Below are 17258 nucleotides of genomic sequence, written 5' to 3' on the forward strand. Positions count from 1 at the left end.
GCTGTGCAGCTTTGTTTCTTGACGCGTGCTCTTATTCGGCGGGTGCGCCAACGCCTCCTATTGCCTTGTCACGACGTGCATCATTGAACATCGCCTTGGCGAGCGACACGCACATGAGCACCATGACAAAGGTAAAGGGCAAGGCACCAATGATCATCGCACTCTTGATGGCCTCAAGGCCACCACCGCCCGCAATAAGCAATGTGCCAATCACCAGCGTCAGCAAAACGCCCCAGATGATCCGGTGTTTCACGCCGGTTTCCTGAGACCCGCCGGACATGATCGTGTTCATGACCAAAATACCAGAGTCCGCCGAGGTGACGAGGAAGGTCATGATCAGAACCACACACATGATTGAGATAGCAGCGAGGAAGCCACCGGAGATCATTTCTCCCAAAGTGACAAACAGCTTGGCCGTCAGGGATGCGCCGATGATGGCACCTTCGGCAGAGCCGTTGAGTTCCAGATCAATCGCGGTTCCGCCCAGTATTGTCATCCAGGCGAAACAGACTAGAGAGGGCGCAATCACCGCACCCAGGATGAACTCACGAACCGAACGCCCCTTGGAAATCCGCGCAAGGAACAGACCCACAAAGGGTGAGAATGCGATCCACCACGCCCAGTAGAACGTTGTCCATCCCGCCTGCCAGTTGAACAGGCGACCTTGTGTCCCCGCCTCGTAGACAGCGGCGACGGTGGCTTCATCAAGAGCGGCTGCCGCTTCAGGCAGGCCATCCTTGAACCCCTGCAAGGACCCCCAGGCATTCGTGGCACCGCTATAAAGATCCGCAGCCAATGGGGCGGCGGCTTCAGGCAGGTTCGCGGTGAAGGCCGCTTCGCTGAGCGGACCATAAGCGCCAAAACCAACCGGAATGAAATTGATCAGATAGTCGACCAGTGCCGTCGCATAAGTCGTCATGGCGAAGATAAACGATCCGAACAGCACGAAGGTCAGGAGCAGGACAAGTGATAGAACCAGATTGAGGTTGGAGAGGTATTTCACACCCCGTCCAACGCCTGACACAGCCGAAATGATCGACATCGTCATGATGACAATCAAAGCCGCGATCAATCCCACAGTTGAGGGAGCAGGCGCTTCTGCGTTGCCATTCATGATCCACTCAATACCGGAGATGGAGTAAACCCCTTCGACAAACTGGCTGATGCCAAATCCGATTGTGACTGACACACCAAGGATTGTCGCGATAACGCCCAGAACATCGACGATGTGGCCGATGAAACCGTTGGCGAAGCGACCAAGGATCGGGGTCAGCGCCGAACGGATTGTCAGCGGCATATCACGCGTGTAGGCGTAATAGGCCAGGCTCAGACCAGTCACAACATAGATGGCCCAGGCGTGAAACCCGTAGTGCATGAACGTGTAGCGGAAGCCGGACTTCAAAGCGGCCTCGGAATTGCCCTCAACATTGCCGGCAACGGTCTCTGGGTTTGACCCCCACAGGCCAAGTGGCTCTGCTGTAGCATAGACCATGAGACCGACACCAAGGCCTGCGCCAAACATCATTGAGAACCACGAGAAATTCGAGAATTCCGGCTTTTCACCTTCTGGTCCCAAGACCTTTTTCCCGGTGCTCGGGATAGCCGCAATGATAAAGAGGAAGATCGCAAAGGCCCCCACGGCAAGGATGTAAAAGGTGTTAAAACCATTCAGCAATCCCCATTGCCATTCGCTCAGTTTGCCGCTTGCTGACAGCGGCCAAATCAACGCCCACAACACCAGCGCGACCATCGAGACCTTGCTGATGAGTGCGATCGGTAGACTATATCCCTCGTAGAAACCGGACGGTTGCGTCTCGATCTCCAGATCCGTAAACGGTTCTCTTATAGACATGTTTTCCTCTTTCCGTTGGATGTTCGACAGAAGTTACAGTTCTGCGCCTGCTTTCATCTCCTGCCATTTGAGAAGCGCTGTTGCGCCAGTTTTTGCGATGAATTGGGGGGAAGCCTGGAGGGGTCCGGTGCCGCCAGTGCGCGGTTCAGACGGTCCGATTTGGTTCCGGTGGCAAGTTCCGCTGCCAACAGACCAGATAACGTCCCCCTTGTCGTGCCCAGCCCATTTTGGCAGCAGGCAGAGAACAATCCGCAATCCAGTTCCCGCACCACGCTGACGTTATTGCGGCTCAGGCAAAGCCGTCCGCCCCAGCGATGCTGCATTTTGACATTTTTCAGCATGGGAAACCGCGCCCTGAATGCGCGATCGTGGTCGCGGGCAACTGATTTGATCCGCTGCGCGTTCACTTCCATGCTCGGATCGAAGGTGAAACGATTTCGGATGATAAGTCTCGCGCCGTGGGGATCGCTGATCCGCCGCACGGTTGTTCCCATAGGATCAGCGGGCGTTATCCCCCAGACAGATCTGCCACCCAACCTCGCACATTCATCCGCACCAAGGGGTTCTGTCATCGACGCATATGTGAAGACATGCATCAGCTGATTCTTGAGGAAGCCAAAACTGTTCAGATGACCGTTCACGGCAAGAATAATCTTTGGCGCGCTGACTGATCCTTGTGGGGTCGATGCGGTCCAATCGCCATTTCGGGCCAGCTTAACAACCGGGCTGTTCTCAAAGATCTGAACCCTGTTAGACGACAAACCACGCGCAACGCCGCGCACAAAGGCGGCGGGTTGTATCATCGCAGTTCCGCCGGTAAACAGCCCGCTGCGATAGTAGCCTGTTCCCGTCAGATCCTTCATCGCTGCGTCATCAAGCATCTCATAGGGCTCGCCCATCGTCACCAGATGCGCTGCATAATCACGGTTGTGTGCGTCGCCTTTTGCAGTTGCAGCGCCATTGATTTTGCCGCAGCGTCTAAAGACATCCTCAGGCAAATCAAATTCAGCCGCCATCTGGGACGCAAACGCAATTGCGTGCCGGTTGTCAGCAGTCAATGCGATGTCTTTATCCAGCGCCCCACCATAGTCGGAAGATGACAAGTCATGTGGCAGGTCGATCATGAAACCGGAGTTGCGGCCAGCGGGGCCTTCGGCAAGCCGTCGCGCCTCAAGCACCACAATTCGATCTGTTGGGCACAGCTGCGACAACCGTCTTGCCGCAGCCAAACCAGCAAAGCCCGCGCCGATGACAACCCAATCCGCCGAGATGGAGTCTTCCAAACGCATTGCCGGGGAAGGGGGGCAGCAGGCCGTTCCAGGCTGCCGGCCCAGGGTCTACGGGAAGTTTGCTGACTTCGACCCGGCTCATCTCAGAGATCCTGGTTCAACGCGTCGGCTGCCGGGATTTCGCGCTCCCGTCGGGCGATGTAGTCCAGCAAAGCCTCATCAACGCCGGAATCCAGCTTGGGTTCCTCGTACTCGTTCAACAAATCACGGACCCGTTGCAAGGCACGTTCGTTGATCTCAACCGAACCATCGGCCTGCCATTGCTCAATTGAGTTATTGTCGAACATCTCAGGCATGAAGAAGGCGTTCTGGAAGTTTTCAAGCGTATGCGGGTGGCCCAGATAATGACCACCTGGCCCCACGTCGCGCACGGCCTGCAGCGCTTCGTCAAAGTCATCCCACCGGATCCCCGACACCATGCGATGACCCATGGCGCATTGCTCAGCATCCACCACGAATTTTGCCATTGAACAATGCATACCTGCCTCATTCCATCCAGCAGAGTGCCAGATGTAGTTGGCGCCCGACATCAGGACCGCCATCATCGTGCTGGCGCTCTCATAGCCCGCCTGCGCGTCGAATGTCTTTGCGCCGCCAAGAGTGTTTGAGGTCCGCCATGGCACATCATAATATCGCGCCATCTGACCAATCATCATGTTCATCAGGCTGATTTCGGGTGTGCCTGCCATAGGAGCACCAGATTTCATCGAAACGGTCGACAGATAGTGGCCATATATGGCAGGCGTTCCTTTCTGGACGACCTGTGTATAGGCGAGCGCACTCAGAGCTTCGGCATTAAGCTGTGCCACTGACGGTGCTACGCCCGCAGGCGTGTTTGCGCCGCCCAATACGAACGGCGAGCAAAGGACTGGTTGGTTATACTTGGCAAAGGCGCGCATCGCACCCAGCATCGTCTCATCCCAGACCAGTGGCGAGTTGCCGTTGCAGTTTCCTGTGACGACTGGGTGGGTCATCATGAACTCTTTGCCAAAGAGAATGGCGCACATCTCCATGACGTCCTCAGCGTTCTTGGGGCTTGTGGTCATGCCCATGAACGTCTTGTCAGAATGTTTCATCGACGAATAGGTGATCCGCAGATGGCGCTGACTGATCGGGTGATCGTAGGGTTCGACGATGTGATGCGCCGAGGAATGGATCGCAGGCAGCATGTGGGACAGCTTGTGGAAGTTCGCCAGATCCTCCAGGGTCGGATTGCGACGTACATCGTCCAGATCACGCAGATAGGGTGCGCCTGTCATGGGCACAAAGATCGAATGGTCGTTGCCGAAGGGTAGATTATTGGCCGGATTGCGCGCGTGGTAGGTAAAGCTCGCCGGGATCAAGGCAATGAGTTCGCGAACAAGCCCGCGATCTAAGTGCACCGTCTCGCCGCGCACGTCAGCACCGGCGCGCTTCCAGTCCTCCAGCGCAATTGGGTCGCGGAACACAACACCCACGTCTTCGAGGATGCTCATCGACGCCGCATCAATCTTTTCGATCTGCTCGGCGTTCATCGGTTCCATGAGGGGAATTCCGCGTTTGAGCGCGGGCAACATTTTGACATCGCGCTTCTGACGGACAGCTTGGCGGGCACCACGCCCACGGCGGGTCTTTCCAACGGCTTCAACAGTCATTCGACGTTATCTCCTTCGGAAGGGTCGGTCAGGTCGATCCAGATTGTTTTGAGTTCTGTGAACTGGTCATGGGCGTGGACGCCATTGTCGCGTCCGCCAAAACCAGATTGTTTGTACCCACCAAAGGGCGTGGAGATATCCCCCTCGCCATAGCAGTTCACCGTGACGGTGCCTGCGCGAATGGTTCGGGCCGCGCGGATCGCTTGACGCGTATTGGCAGTAAAGACGCTGGCGGCGAGGCCATAGTTAGTCTGGTTGGCTATCTCGATGGCCTCGTCGTTACTGGCCGCTTCGATCACGACAAGAACTGGACCGAAGATCTCATCATGCGCCTTCTTGTCACCCTTTTTCACGTCGTAGATCACGGGTGACACGAAAGGACCGTCACCCTTGTCTTTCTTCTCGAGGTAGCTGCGCACCTTTTTGCAGTGGCCCGCGTCGATCAGCGCCCCGATATGCATGGTCGGATCAAGCGGATCGCCGGTTTTCCAATCACGCATCCGGGCCTCGATCCGCTTTATCAATGGTGCCTTGACCGCCTTGTGCACGATCAGGCGTGATGTTGCAGAACAGTTCTGCCCGGCGTTCCAGAAGGCTGCGTTGACCACATGTTCGGCCACGTGATCGAGGTTTTCAGCATCATCGAACACCACTGCGGGGTTCTTGCCGCCACATTCCAGAACAACTTTCTTGAGGTTACTGTCGGCGGCATAGCGCAGGAAGCGTTTCCCGGTCTCGGTTGAGCCAGTAAAGCTGACCATGTCGACGTCCATATGCAGTCCCAAAGGCTCGCCCACATCAGGGCCATTGCCCGGCAAGACCTGCAAGACGCCGCGTGGCACGCCCGCCTCGTGGGCAAGCTCGGCCACGCGCAGGGCGGTTAGTGACGTTTGCTCAGCCGGTTTCACGATGACCGAACAGCCCGCCGCAAGGGCTGGCCCGATCTTCCATGCCAGCATCATCAGCGGGAAATTCCATGGCAGAACAGCGCCAACCACGCCGATGGGCTCGCGTACAATCATAGAAATCGCATCATCGCCCGTTGGCCCGACCTGATCGTAGATCTTGTCGATCGCCTCAGCATGCCATTTTATGCAATGGATGGTTTCCGGCACATCAATCGTTTCGCAATCGAGGATCGGTTTGCCGCTATCAAGGCTTTCCATCACGGCCAGTTCACGCCGATTGCGCGTGATCAGTTTGCACAGGCGGATCAAGATATCCTTGCGCCCAGACGGGTGCATCTTGGACCAATGTCCCTGATCAAAGGCCTCGCGTGCCTTGCCCACGGCAAAGTCCACATCCTCGGCGTTGCAGCCCGAAATCTCGACCAGATCTTCGCTAGTGGCAGGGTTTGTTGTGGCGAACTTTGCACCCTTGCCCGCCCGAAATTTGCCGTCGATAAAGGCCGTGCGTGGCAAGTCCAGCGATTTGACTATGGCCTGATATTCGTCCAGTGTCAGCAGATCGCTCATATCGCTACTCCGGTGATGTAGGTAATGGTGGTGTTCATGGTGCGGATGACCTCGGCCAACTGGCGTTTGTCATCCTTATTGAGCGGTTGCAGCGGCTTGCGGGGCGGGCCCGCATCAATACCGCGAAGGGTCAGCCCGTATTTGATGCACTGCACAAATTTGCCGCCCTGTTCCAACACGCGCATCAGGGGCAGCATGGCCGACATTATGGCACGGCCCTTGGTAAAATCCCCTTCGACGGCGCAGGCCTTATAAAGTGCAATATGCGCCTCCGGGGCAAAGTTTGACCCGGCGCAGACCCAAGATCGGGCACCCCAGGCAAAAAACTCAAGCGCCTGATCGTCCATGCCGCACGACAGGCGGATGTGCGGATAATCCCGCGCCAGCATATGCAGGCGGTTGATGTCGCCGCTGCTTTCCTTGATGGTGCAGAAGTTGGGTGAACGGCCCAGACGATCCAACGTTTCCTCGTCCATGTTCACCGACATCCGACCGGGATAGTTGTAGAGCATCACAGGCAAGTTGGCGGCACGGTCCACGGCCAGCGCGTGCAAGGCGATCTCTCGCCCCGTGGGGTATGCATAGGGCGGAGTCGCCACTAAAAGCGCATCCGCGCCCGCGGTTTTTGCCGCCTCGGCGTAACGGATGCTGTCTTCGGTGCGGATCGCACCAGTGCCGACAATCATTGGCACCCTGCCGCCAATCAACTTGGCACAGCGGTTCATCATCCAGATGCGCTCGTCTTCGGTTTGCGCATAATATTCGCCGGTAGAGCCAGCGACGATGATGCCGTGAACACCGGCTGCGACCAGGTGCTCAACCGTCTGCTCCAATACTGCTTCGTTGCAGGTGAAGTCATCATTATAGGGAGTGATGATCGGGGTGTAGATACCTTCAAAGCGCACTGCGACGGTCTTTCATAGAAATTACATCCAAGGGGAGGGGGTCGGGGCGCACGAATTTCTCAAGCTGATCGCGCGACAAATCCCAGTGCTGGAGCGTCAGATCAATCACAAGCGCTGACTCTTGCGCCTCGATGGCCGCAATCATGGCCTCATGCTGCTCGATCGCTTTCTTGATCCGGTCTTCATCCGCAGGTGATTCTGGATTGAAAAAAGTCTGGCTGAGCCGGGTGTGGTCAACCAACATCCGTTTCAATCCAGCAAACAGATATGGGTTTTGGGCCATCTCTCCGATGAGTTCGTGGAAACTGTGGTTCAGGAGACCGGCATTCGTGGCATCACCTGCTTTTGCTGCCTGCGCAAAATCAAGCTGGACCTGCTTGAGTTGGGCGACCTGGCGGCTGGATCTGTTTTCGGCCGCTTGTCTTGCAATAGAGCAGTAAATTAGAGGAGCCGTCTGAAAGAACACCCGCATGGTTGCCAAATCCATGGACTCGACCTTGGCACCACGGTTCTCTTCAAGTCGGACAAAGCCACCGCCCGCAAGACGATGAAGAACCTCGCGCAGCGGTGTCCGCGATATCCCGTATTCTTCTGCCAAACTGACTTCATCCAAGTCGGATCCAGGAGGAATGTCTTGTGACAGAATACGCGCCCTCAAGTCTTCAGCGCAGAAAGCCTTTTTGTGTTTCGGCATTATTTTTCTCCTATACATAATGTATACAAAGCACTTACAATCGGGGTCAACGGCAAAATAAGTTTTCAATCGTGGACCGAAACCGACAAGAAAAACTGAGTGTGCAGGAAACGGAGAGTTTCGTTTTCCTTCTTTTGGATGGGTTTACGCATCTCTCCCTGTCTGCAAGCATTGAGGTCTTGCGTGTCGCGAACCTGCTCAGCGAGCGCGAGCTCTACAGCTGGTCACTGATGGCAACCGGTGGTGAGAAGCAGCAAAGTTCAAATGGATTGACGACTCTTGTCGATGCCGACCTGCACAATCTGAAGCGTGGAACCCGATTGTATGTTGTCTCTGGCGTCGATGCTGAAGCGCGGGCCACAAAGCAGATTACGAGCTATCTGCGGCTACAGCACCGTCACGGGGTTGAGATTGGTGCATTATGTTCTGGAGCGTATATTCTGGCGAAAGCAGGTTTGCTGTCCGGAAGAACCTGCGCCGTACATTGGGAATACCATCCGATGTTTCGTGAAAAATTCGCAGATGTCAGCCTAACAGATGACGCGTTTCAAGCGCAATGTCGGCCTCATACGGCATCCGGCGGAACTGCCGGCGCAGAACTCATGCTAAAATTCGTGGAGCAATCACATGGCCAGGAGCTTTCAAGGCTCATCGCTGATCAGTTGGTTCTGGCTGGCGTAAGATCTGAGGGTGAGGCGCAAAGAATGCCCAATCACATCAGGTTCGGGACCCGAAACCCGATCTTGCTGCAGACACTTGACTACATGACAGCAAACATTGAAGAGCCTCTTTCGACACCAGAAATCGCCAGCTTCATTGGTGTGTCCGTGCGCCAAATCGAACGGGTTTTTCGGAAATATGTCGGACACTCGCCGGGACGACATTACAAGCGCATGCGCCTCGATCACGCAAAGAGACTGCTGAGGACTACTGATCTGTCGATCATGCAAATTGCACTGGCCTCCGGCTTTGCATCCTCATCTCATTTCTCAAAGGTCTACCGCGCTGAGTTTGGCGAGACGCCGTATCTAAACTCGTTGCCAAGGCGGCGCAGTTCTAATTGAGCGATCAAACGTCCAATGCAGCATTTGTCTAATCCCCTTTGTCGAAGCCTTGGTACGGATCTGGATGGGACTCGCTCTATCGGATGCATTAGGACACAAGATACCTTGCCGTCTGATGCCGCGCCTTAACAACAGATACATCATTCACTAGAAGCCTGTCGTCATCACACGCCGTAGTTCCAATGCCGGTTGGTTCTCTTATTCATGATTCATGGGAGCCGCTCTTGCGGCATCGAAGGGCGACATTTTGCACACTTCTGCCCATGTTTTCAGTAGTTTTAGCTATTTTTCTATTTGTTGGGAAATGCTTCATAAAAACAACTGTTTATGAACTGTCCGTTGGACTTTTTTTGACAGGTTGTACAGCCGTCATTGAGGAATCTGCGACAGGATTGTTGACAAGTGGTTGATGCTTAGTGATAGTAATTACTATCTTATTTGGAGGGCATCATGAAAACTTCATATTTGTTCGGAATTGGCGCCGTTGCTGCCCTTGTCGTTGGATCAGTTGCGTGGAACGCGCTGCAAGGGAACGCAACTTCCGCTCCAGCACGGCCTAGTCTGGACCAGATAGCGTTTGCAGAGTCTGCAACGCCCTCTGATGCTGAGCTCGCGACGGTCTATGACCGATCCTGCCGCGCTTGTCATGCGTTGGACGGGGGCGGGGCGCCGCTGACAGGCCATGCAGCAGATTGGCGCGCCCGCGCCGAAGAGCGCGGTGGACTGCCCGCACTGACCGTTTCTGCCATGGAAGGTTACGAAAACATGCCCGGTATGGGCCTGTGCAATGACTGCTCAGAGGGTCAGATCGTTGACCTTATCGAATTCATGATCGGGGAGGAACTCTGATGCGTATGTCACGGCGTACTGTTTTGAAGACGAGCGCTGCCGTTGGCGTCGCGGCTGCGATCCCCGGTGTACCGTATGTGAGATGGTCTACGCATGATCGTGAACGCACGGAGTATCAAGAGTCGGCCCAGAGCCTGAATGATCCAGCCAAATGGCACAATTGGTCAGGCGTTGAAAGCGCCACGCCGGAGGCGATCACAGTGCCGGAGGACGAAGCCGAATTGGCGGACCTGCTCCGCAATGGTGGCGGCAAGATCCGGCCAGTCGGAACCGGTCATTCCTTCACGGGACTGGTGCCAACAGATGGCAAGATCGTCGACCTGGCCAAATTTGCGGGACTCATTGAGACAGATCCGGAGCAAATGACCGCACGCATATGGGCAGGAACGCGCCTCCGCCGAGGCGCGGGTTTACTTGCAGAAAAGGGGCTTGGATTGCACAACCTGCCCGACATTGATGTGCAAACCTTTGCGGGATCCTTTTCGACAGCAACGCATGGGACCGGCGCAAACCTTCCAGCGATTCATGACCATGTGATCGGGATGCGTCTTGTCACGCCTTCCGGCGATGTGCGCGACCTGACCGCGGCAAATGACCCCGACCTCTTTGCTGCGGCCAAAGTGTCGCTTGGCGCGTTGGGGGTTATTACCCAATACACGCTCCAGCTCCGGGAAAACTACAATCTCAACCGAAAACTCTATATCCGACCGATGGCGGACATTTTTGACGACGCCGAGGAAAAGTTCAGCGCACATAGACATTACGAGTTTTTCTACGGACCATCATCACCGTTGGGCTTGGAAGTTGTTCATGACGAGTATCAAGGTGAACCCTACGGTCTGACCGAGACCGAGGACAGCAACGAGTTGCTCGATGCGTTGGAAGGCATTCGCAACCATTTGGGTTGGTTCCCCTGGCTCCGCCGGCAGACTGTGAATGCGCTCTTCCCACAAGGTGAAATGGAAGATGTGGGCGACCAATACTGGCGGATGCTGACATCCTCACGGCCGTTCAAATTCAATGAAATGGAATATCACCTGCCCGCCGAGGACGGGATCAAAGCGGCGCGGGAGATTGCTGTGATCCTCGACAGCAACCCCAACAATTTCTATCCGATGGAAGTCCGCAAGATCGCGGAAGACGACGCGTGGCTTAGTCCATTCAACGGTGGGCCACGTGTTTCGATCGCTGTCCACGCCGCCCATACGGAAAGCTACGCGCATTTCTTCAAGGACATCGAACCTGTCTTTCAAAAATATGGTGGCCGTCCTCATTGGGGCAAATTGCACTCGCTCACCGCGACTGACCTCAAAGCGCTTTACCCTCGGTTTGATGACTTCATTGCGCTCAGGCAAGAGCTTGATCCAACCGGGCGGATGCTAAACCCCCATCTTTCAGCGCTTTTCGAAGACCAGACCTCCTGAGGATCTGACACAGGTTCACTTGCGCACAACGCGTTCCGGCCAGGGCAGGGGGCCTGCTCTTTCGACAAATTCACGAACAGTGGGGCACACCATGTTTTTCGCCATCCTCATGCTGACGCTGCCAGCCGCACTCATCTTTCTTGCACAAAGGATTCCTGCATTAGACCGCCTCGGTGTCGTCATGCTCACCTTTGGTTTGGGATTTCTGATTGCGATCTTTGCTGGCGACAAGCTTGCGGAGGTCCGAGACATTCAAGGAACCCTGTCAGAGGTTAGCGTGGCGCTTGGCCTGCCGTTGATCATCTTTTCGACAAATGTGTTGATGGCACTGCGGCGATCCAAGGGCGCCCTGCTGGCCATGGGATTTGCGATGCTATCGGTCTGCGTTGCCAGTTTTCTGGGGGCGCTTGTCTTTGCCGGCAGCGTGTCAGAGATCTGGCAAGTCTCGGGGATGGCGGTCGGTGCCTATACTGGCAGTGGTGTGAATCTGAGCGCGGTAAAGGCGGCAATCGACGGCAGTGAAGACATTTTTCTCAAGATGATAACCTATGATCTTGTTTTTTCGGCAATCTACATGCTGGTTATTCTCAGCGTCGGCCAGCGTCTGGCCGGTTTGGTATTGAGACCATATGCGCCAGTCGCAGCCACTGGCGCTGAAGCAACCAAAGAGTTTGAACACTTGACCGACGAAAGTGCCAAGAGTTTTGATCGGCTGATCAAGCGCAAGAATATTCCCGGTACGTTGTTGGTCCTTATTGCCTCCGGGGTTGCGGTTGGCATTGCCGTCGCTTTGGCCGGTTTTGCGCCGCGGGCTTATGAATCCCTGTTCATCATCCTTGGCCTCACCAGTCTGGGTATTGTTGGGTCCTTCATCGGGCCGCTGCATCGCGTTTCGACGAGCTTCCATCTGGGGATGTATCTTATCTTGGTGTTTTGCCTGACAACAGCAACGATGCTCGATACGTCCATTTTTACCGATATGGATTGGGCGCTCGGAGGTTACTTCGCAGCAATCTTGATTGCTGCAATGATCCTCCAGATCGTCCTATGTCGTCTCTTCGATATTGATCGCGACACCTATCTTATCGCGTCGGGTGCCTCGATTATGTCGGTACCCTTCATTCCGGTGATCGCTGGCGCGCTGAAAAATCGTGACCTCCTTATCCCAGGTATGGCCATTGCTGTGCTTGGGTATGCCCTAGGAAACTATCTGGGCGTTGTAGTGGCCTTGGCGACGCGATCCATGATCGGACAATGATACGCAATTTTTGGTATTCTGGTTTCATGCTTTTGAAAACCTGCGCGCTTGGATTCATCATCGTGCCACAAGCAGCATGGGTGGCCGCCCGTGCGGCACGGCTACCCGAAGCGTCTGGAGAACGGACCGGCGCATTTGGAAGTGGGCCAGCCTTAAACGTATTGATACTCGGTGACAGTTCGGCAGCAGGCGTCGGCGTGGAACATCAATCTGACGCCTTGGGCGGACGACTGGCCGCAGAACTGGCAAAACGTTTCACTGTCAGGTGGGATATCGTCGCAAAGTCAGGCGGCACCGTGCGGAGCACAACCAAAATCCTGCGCTCAATACCCCCGCGGAAGATTGACTTCGTGCTCATTGCTTTGGGTGTGAACGACAGCAAGAACGGCGTCTCACTCAGAAATTGGAAAGACGGTTATCGCAAACTGTTGGCTGAGATTTCCGTGAAGTTTGATGCTCCGCAGATCTGTGTCTCAGGTTTGCCACCTGTTCGGCATTTCCCGATCCTTCCCCGACCGCTCCGCACCGTTCTGGGGGATCGGGCCGAACTGTTCGATGTGCATCTTCGCCAAATTGTATCGACGCGCGCGAACACACACTATCTTCCGATTGATTTCACACTTGATACGACCAAGATGGCACGTGACGGCTTTCATCCCGGCCCCGAGATTTATGCACAATGGGCGAGGCTGGCATCCGATCTTTTCGAAACCAGCCTGCGGGATCAGTGACCTTGAAAGTCATGCGCGGACTTGTCTCGCAACTCTTTGCGCAAAACCTTTCCGATATTTGATTTCGGCAGGTCGGGAACAATCCGAATTTCGCTCGGAACCTTGTAGGGCGTGAGGTGGGTTCGGCAATGTGCCTGGATTTGCTCTGCGGAGACGTTTGATGTCTGCAATACAACGTAGAGACAGACCGACTCGCCGGTTTTCTCGTGAGGGATGCCCACCGCCGCGCATTCGGCGATTTCCGGCATCAAGGTTGCAGCGTTTTCGACTTCAGCGGGATACACATTAAACCCTGACACGATCACGATATCCTTTTTCCTGTCGACGATCCTCAAAATGCCGTTTTCGTCTTGTGTCGCGATATCGCCTGTACGCAACCACCTATCCGAAGTCAGCGTCTCTGCCGTGATTTCAGGTTTGTTCCAATACCCTTGCATCACCTGTGGGCCCCGAACCCAGAGCTCGCCCGCTTCGCCCGGCGCAGCGACCGCGTCATCCTCATCACGCAGGCTGATCTCTGTTCCGGGGATCGGCTTGCCGATTGACCCGATCACTTCCTGGCCGGGCAAGTTCGCAGCCACCAAGGGCGATGTTTCCGACAAACCGTAGCCCTCAGTCGCTGTGCATCCCGTGGTCTGACGCCAACGATCCGCCACATCTTGCGTCATTGCTGCCCCGCCTGTGATCGTGAGAGACAACGCATCGAAATTGAGGTCCCGAAAACCCTTGTCGTTCATCAAGGCCACCATGAGTGTATTGATGCAGACCATCCCAGAAAATCGCGTGGTTTTTAGCGTCTTTATAAAACCGGGAATATCACGCGGATTGGGGATCAGCACGCTTTCACCACCCAATGCCGTCAACAAGCCATTATGCACAAAGAATGCCAGAATGTGATAAAGCGGGAGAGGGGCAATCCAGCACTCAGACCCTTCATTGATACAACCGTCCAGATGTTCCAAGGTTTGTGTGATGTTTGCCATGAGATTGGTATTGGTGAGGATTGCAGCCTTCGGCAAACCCGTCGTCCCCCCTGTATATTGCAGCAACAGGGTGTCGTCGGGTGCCCCGGGATGAACGATTGCCAGATTGCGACGCCCGACCGCCATGGCAGCACGAAAAGAAATGGCGCTGTCGATCTGATAGTCTGGCACCATCTTTTTGACATGACGCACGACCGCGTTGATCAATACTCTCTTTGCGGGCGGGTGAAGATCTGCCAGTTCGGTCACAACGACCGTGTCGATAGGTTCCTCCCTCAGCGCCTCGGCCGCCACATGAGCGACATTGGCGAGGGTCACGAGCGCTTTCGGCTTGCTGTCTCTTAGGATGTGTACAAGCTCGGTTTTTGTATAAAGCGGGTTGAGGTTCACAACGGTTAAACCAGCCTGCAATGCGCCCAGCATTGCGACAGGGTACTGAAGGACATTCGGCAATTGGATCGCGATGCGATCCCCCGGCTTCAATCCCCGTGATTGCAGAAAACCGCAAAAGGCGCGGGCAGCATTATCAGTCTCACGATAGCTGAAGCTCACGCCCATACAGCTAAACGCGGTATGGTCTGGCCACTTCTGCACAGCACGTAGAAACAGCTCATAGAGCGATGCGCATCCTGTGACATCGGTAGATGCGTACTGGATTGGTGGGTGTGTATGTGCGTTCATTGAAAATTCCTCCCTCTTTTCAATTCGAATGGCGTCACGCGCTCATAGGCAACGGTTCCATCCAACCTGCAAATTTGTGATCCTTGATGGTTGCTATCGGTCCAAACTGGAGCATGACCGCCTCGCTCTGTGTCGGCCTGAACAATACAAAATCATCCGGTTTGAGTGTCATGTCTGAAGGGCCCACAAGAAGCTCTTGGTTCGAAGAACGACCAATCAAGGAGTCGTGTTTCAATCCGACGGGGTCCACAGGGACCGCCTTCCAGTATCCGCCGTGAACAAAGACGGAGTTGCGCTTTTGGCGTGCCAACAGGTTCCGAATTGGATCAATCCATTCGAGCACCGGCATTTGGACGCCCTGCAGCACCTTGAGAGCTGGTGTGGCGATAAAGGCAGCCGGCGCAAAATGACTCAGATGGGGCAGATCAAAGTCCGTCGGCTTGACCAATACGGAGCCAGCAGAAATGTCATTTACAATGTGTGCATCTTTGTAGAAGGGCAGGGTAGGGCTGCCCGCCCCATTCCTGAAGATCCGCTCAGATACGTCGTGTCCCAAGACAGCGCGAATGATATCAAGCGCATCTTCAAATCGCTTTTTGGTCTTGGCTTCTGCGCGACGTTGAAGGCCAAAGGCCGTCGGGGCCTTGCCGACATGGGCGTCATACCCCATCACGCCGGTTAGATTGAGCTGCGGACAGGTCGCAATTTGATCAAGTGCCGCGACAAGTCCGGCTTTGTTGGCAAAACCACCGCGATGCAAGCCGATGTCAAGTTCAAGGCAGATGTTCAGAACGGTCTTTGTTTCTTGTGCGAGTTGGCCGAATTGCGCGAGGCGGTCGGACGTATCGATCAGCCAGTGCACCTGCGCGGGTTCCTCACCTTGGGTAAGGAACGCCTTCGCTGCGGCAACCGGGAATGGTTTTCCCAAAAGATGTTCGAGTTGGGGCATTGTCGATGCCAGCGTTTGCAGCATCGGCAAGTTGAACGTCATGACCTGTTTCGTGTCTGCGCGATCAAGCGCGCGCAGGATAAGATCGGGTATCGGCAGGGATTTCACGACAAGGCGAAATGCCATATCCGCCGGAAGCATCGAGAGAAGGCGGTCAAGGTTGCGATCAAACAGATCAAGATCAACAATCATCGTGGGTTGGGTTACACCCTCGGACTTCAAGGCGTGGCGCACCATTTCGAAATAAGGGTGCCGTCCTGGACGGTTCTCGCAGCCTTTTTGCATTTCGACTTCAAAGTCCGCGTTAAGTCGACTGCTTTTCGTCGTGTTGGCATTCCCGCGCTTGATTGGTTTTGGTTTGGTTTCGATCATTGGCATGCGACATGTTCGTTGTTGAGCGACGCCTTGATGAGCGTCATCGTTTGGTCCCAAGCGCGCGTGGCAGCCGGGACAAACGGGACAAGGTTGACCATCGGATGGACGAGGTCGTCAAAAACCCTCACTTGGGTCGTAACGCCGGCGTCCTGCAGCTTTTGGGCATAGGCAAGTCCTTCATCTCTGAGAGGATCAAACCCTGCGATCAGGACCACCGCCGGGCACAACCCGTCGGTGTTACCTACAAGAGGCGAAGCTTTGGGGTTTTCGGCGTCTTGCGCTGATTTGACGTAATTATCGATGTACCAGTCCATCGTCGGCTTTTCGAGAAAATAGCCGACATCAAAGAGCTCGTAGGAACGCGTATCGGTCCGCATTTCCATCCAGGGAACCCAAAGCACCTGCAAGGCTGGCGGAATGGGTGAATCGCGCCGTTGTTGCGCAAGAACCGCTGTAACATTTGCACCGGCGCTGTCGCCCCCGATGATGATACGCCGTGGATCGATGCCAAAGGTCTGTGCGTGGTCCGCAATATGGTCATAGGCGGCCAGACAGTCTTCGATACCGACAGGGAACGGGTTTTCCGGGGCAAGGCGGTAATCAATGGCAAACACCGTGCAACCAAGCTCCTTCGCAAGCCTGTGAGCGACGGGGCGGTGCGACATCAAGGACCCGCCCGAATGGCCGCCACCATGAAAGAAAAGGAAAGCAGGCGCAGGACTTGTTTGACCAACGCGCTGATGAACCTCGCAGTTGATCGCCCCATGTGGGCCATCGATTTGAATGGTCCGGATGCCAATTGACGGGTCAAGCGGTTTTGAAAGCCAGGTTGCCTGAATATCGAAGGTGCGGCGAAGGGTATGAAGTTCGGGCACTTTACCAGGTGGGTCAGCAAACCATCTCAGCATCAGCTGAATAAGCGGATCGAGTTTTTGGCCGTCGATGGAAATCGCAGGCCCGGCCAATCGCTTTATGAGCGGTTCGGGCAGACGGCAGACACAACGCGCACCAAACCCCATCAATTGATCAAGAACCGTAGCTCGGTTTGGGTTGCTAAATTTGTGATCGACCATGACGCTCGTCCTTTTTTCAGGG

General features: G+C 55.2%; 14 protein-coding genes. 5 read left to right on the top strand and 9 right to left on the bottom strand.

The genetic code is table 11. From position 1 onward, the window contains the following. Positions 1-31 precede the first annotated feature (31 nt). From ACZ1G5_RS19275 to ACZ1G5_RS19300, 6 genes are all read right to left on the bottom strand, one after another. Complete coding sequence (locus tag ACZ1G5_RS19275; RefSeq protein ID WP_472734519.1) at positions 32-1852, bottom strand: BCCT family transporter; 1821 nt, start codon at positions 1850-1852, stop codon at positions 32-34. Between the two features lie 53 nt (positions 1853-1905). Beyond that, complete coding sequence (locus tag ACZ1G5_RS19280; protein ID WP_472734520.1) at positions 1906-3141, bottom strand: NAD(P)/FAD-dependent oxidoreductase; 1236 nt, start codon at positions 3139-3141, stop codon at positions 1906-1908. Between the two features lie 83 nt (positions 3142-3224). Beyond that, complete coding sequence (locus tag ACZ1G5_RS19285; RefSeq protein WP_472734521.1) at positions 3225-4775, bottom strand: trimethylamine methyltransferase family protein; 1551 nt, start codon at positions 4773-4775, stop codon at positions 3225-3227. After that, on the bottom strand, positions 4772-6250 hold the full coding sequence (locus tag ACZ1G5_RS19290) for an aldehyde dehydrogenase (protein ID WP_472734522.1): 1479 nt from the start codon (positions 6248-6250) through the stop codon (positions 4772-4774). Before ACZ1G5_RS19290 ends, ACZ1G5_RS19285 begins: the two co-directional genes overlap by 4 nt. Continuing rightward, entirely contained in the window at positions 6247-7155 is a 909-nt protein-coding gene (locus tag ACZ1G5_RS19295; protein WP_472734523.1) for a dihydrodipicolinate synthase family protein, read from the bottom strand. Before ACZ1G5_RS19295 ends, ACZ1G5_RS19290 begins: the two co-directional genes overlap by 4 nt. Then, positions 7145-7918, bottom strand: coding sequence for a GntR family transcriptional regulator (locus ACZ1G5_RS19300; protein ID WP_472734524.1), 774 nt, complete (start codon positions 7916-7918; stop codon positions 7145-7147). The genes ACZ1G5_RS19295 and ACZ1G5_RS19300 overlap by 11 nt, the downstream gene beginning before the upstream one ends. A gap of 32 nt (positions 7919-7950) precedes the next feature. On the opposite strand from ACZ1G5_RS19300, the gene ACZ1G5_RS19305 reads away from it, so the two are divergent. From ACZ1G5_RS19305 to ACZ1G5_RS19325, 5 genes are all read left to right on the top strand, one after another. Continuing rightward, positions 7951-8913 (top strand): GlxA family transcriptional regulator, encoded by a 963-nt coding sequence (locus tag ACZ1G5_RS19305; RefSeq protein ID WP_472734605.1) that lies wholly within the window; start codon positions 7951-7953, stop codon positions 8911-8913. 450 nt (positions 8914-9363) lie between these two features. Next, entirely contained in the window at positions 9364-9762 is a 399-nt protein-coding gene (locus ACZ1G5_RS19310; protein WP_472734525.1) for a c-type cytochrome, read from the top strand. A gap of 5 nt (positions 9763-9767) precedes the next feature. Continuing rightward, positions 9768-11186 carry a D-arabinono-1,4-lactone oxidase gene (locus ACZ1G5_RS19315; protein ID WP_472734526.1) on the top strand — a complete coding sequence of 473 codons (1419 nt, stop codon included), beginning with the start codon at positions 9768-9770 and terminating at the stop codon, positions 11184-11186. 91 nt (positions 11187-11277) lie between these two features. After that, a complete protein-coding gene (locus ACZ1G5_RS19320) occupies positions 11278-12444 on the top strand; it encodes a DUF819 family protein (protein WP_472734527.1) in 1167 nt (388 codons plus the stop codon). Between the two features lie 26 nt (positions 12445-12470). Beyond that, positions 12471-13175 carry an SGNH/GDSL hydrolase family protein gene (locus ACZ1G5_RS19325; protein ID WP_472734528.1) on the top strand — a complete coding sequence of 235 codons (705 nt, stop codon included), beginning with the start codon at positions 12471-12473 and terminating at the stop codon, positions 13173-13175. On the opposite strand, the gene ACZ1G5_RS19330 is transcribed toward ACZ1G5_RS19325, so the two are convergent. Genes ACZ1G5_RS19330 through ACZ1G5_RS19340 form a run of 3 tightly spaced genes read right to left on the bottom strand, consistent with a single transcriptional unit; the run spans position 13169 to position 17236 of the window. Then, a complete protein-coding gene (locus tag ACZ1G5_RS19330; RefSeq protein ID WP_472734529.1) occupies positions 13169-14839 on the bottom strand; it encodes an AMP-binding protein in 1671 nt (556 codons plus the stop codon). The two genes, ACZ1G5_RS19325 and ACZ1G5_RS19330, sit on opposite strands and share 7 nt — an antisense overlap. 34 nt (positions 14840-14873) lie before the next feature. Further along, positions 14874-16160 (bottom strand): alanine racemase, encoded by a 1287-nt coding sequence (locus tag ACZ1G5_RS19335; RefSeq protein ID WP_472734530.1) that lies wholly within the window; start codon positions 16158-16160, stop codon positions 14874-14876. Beyond that, entirely contained in the window at positions 16157-17236 is a 1080-nt protein-coding gene (locus ACZ1G5_RS19340; protein ID WP_472734531.1) for an alpha/beta hydrolase, read from the bottom strand. Before ACZ1G5_RS19340 ends, ACZ1G5_RS19335 begins: the two co-directional genes overlap by 4 nt. Positions 17237-17258 lie beyond the last annotated feature (22 nt).

The sequence above is a fragment of the Yoonia sp. JB2-21 genome, assembly GCF_055693545.1.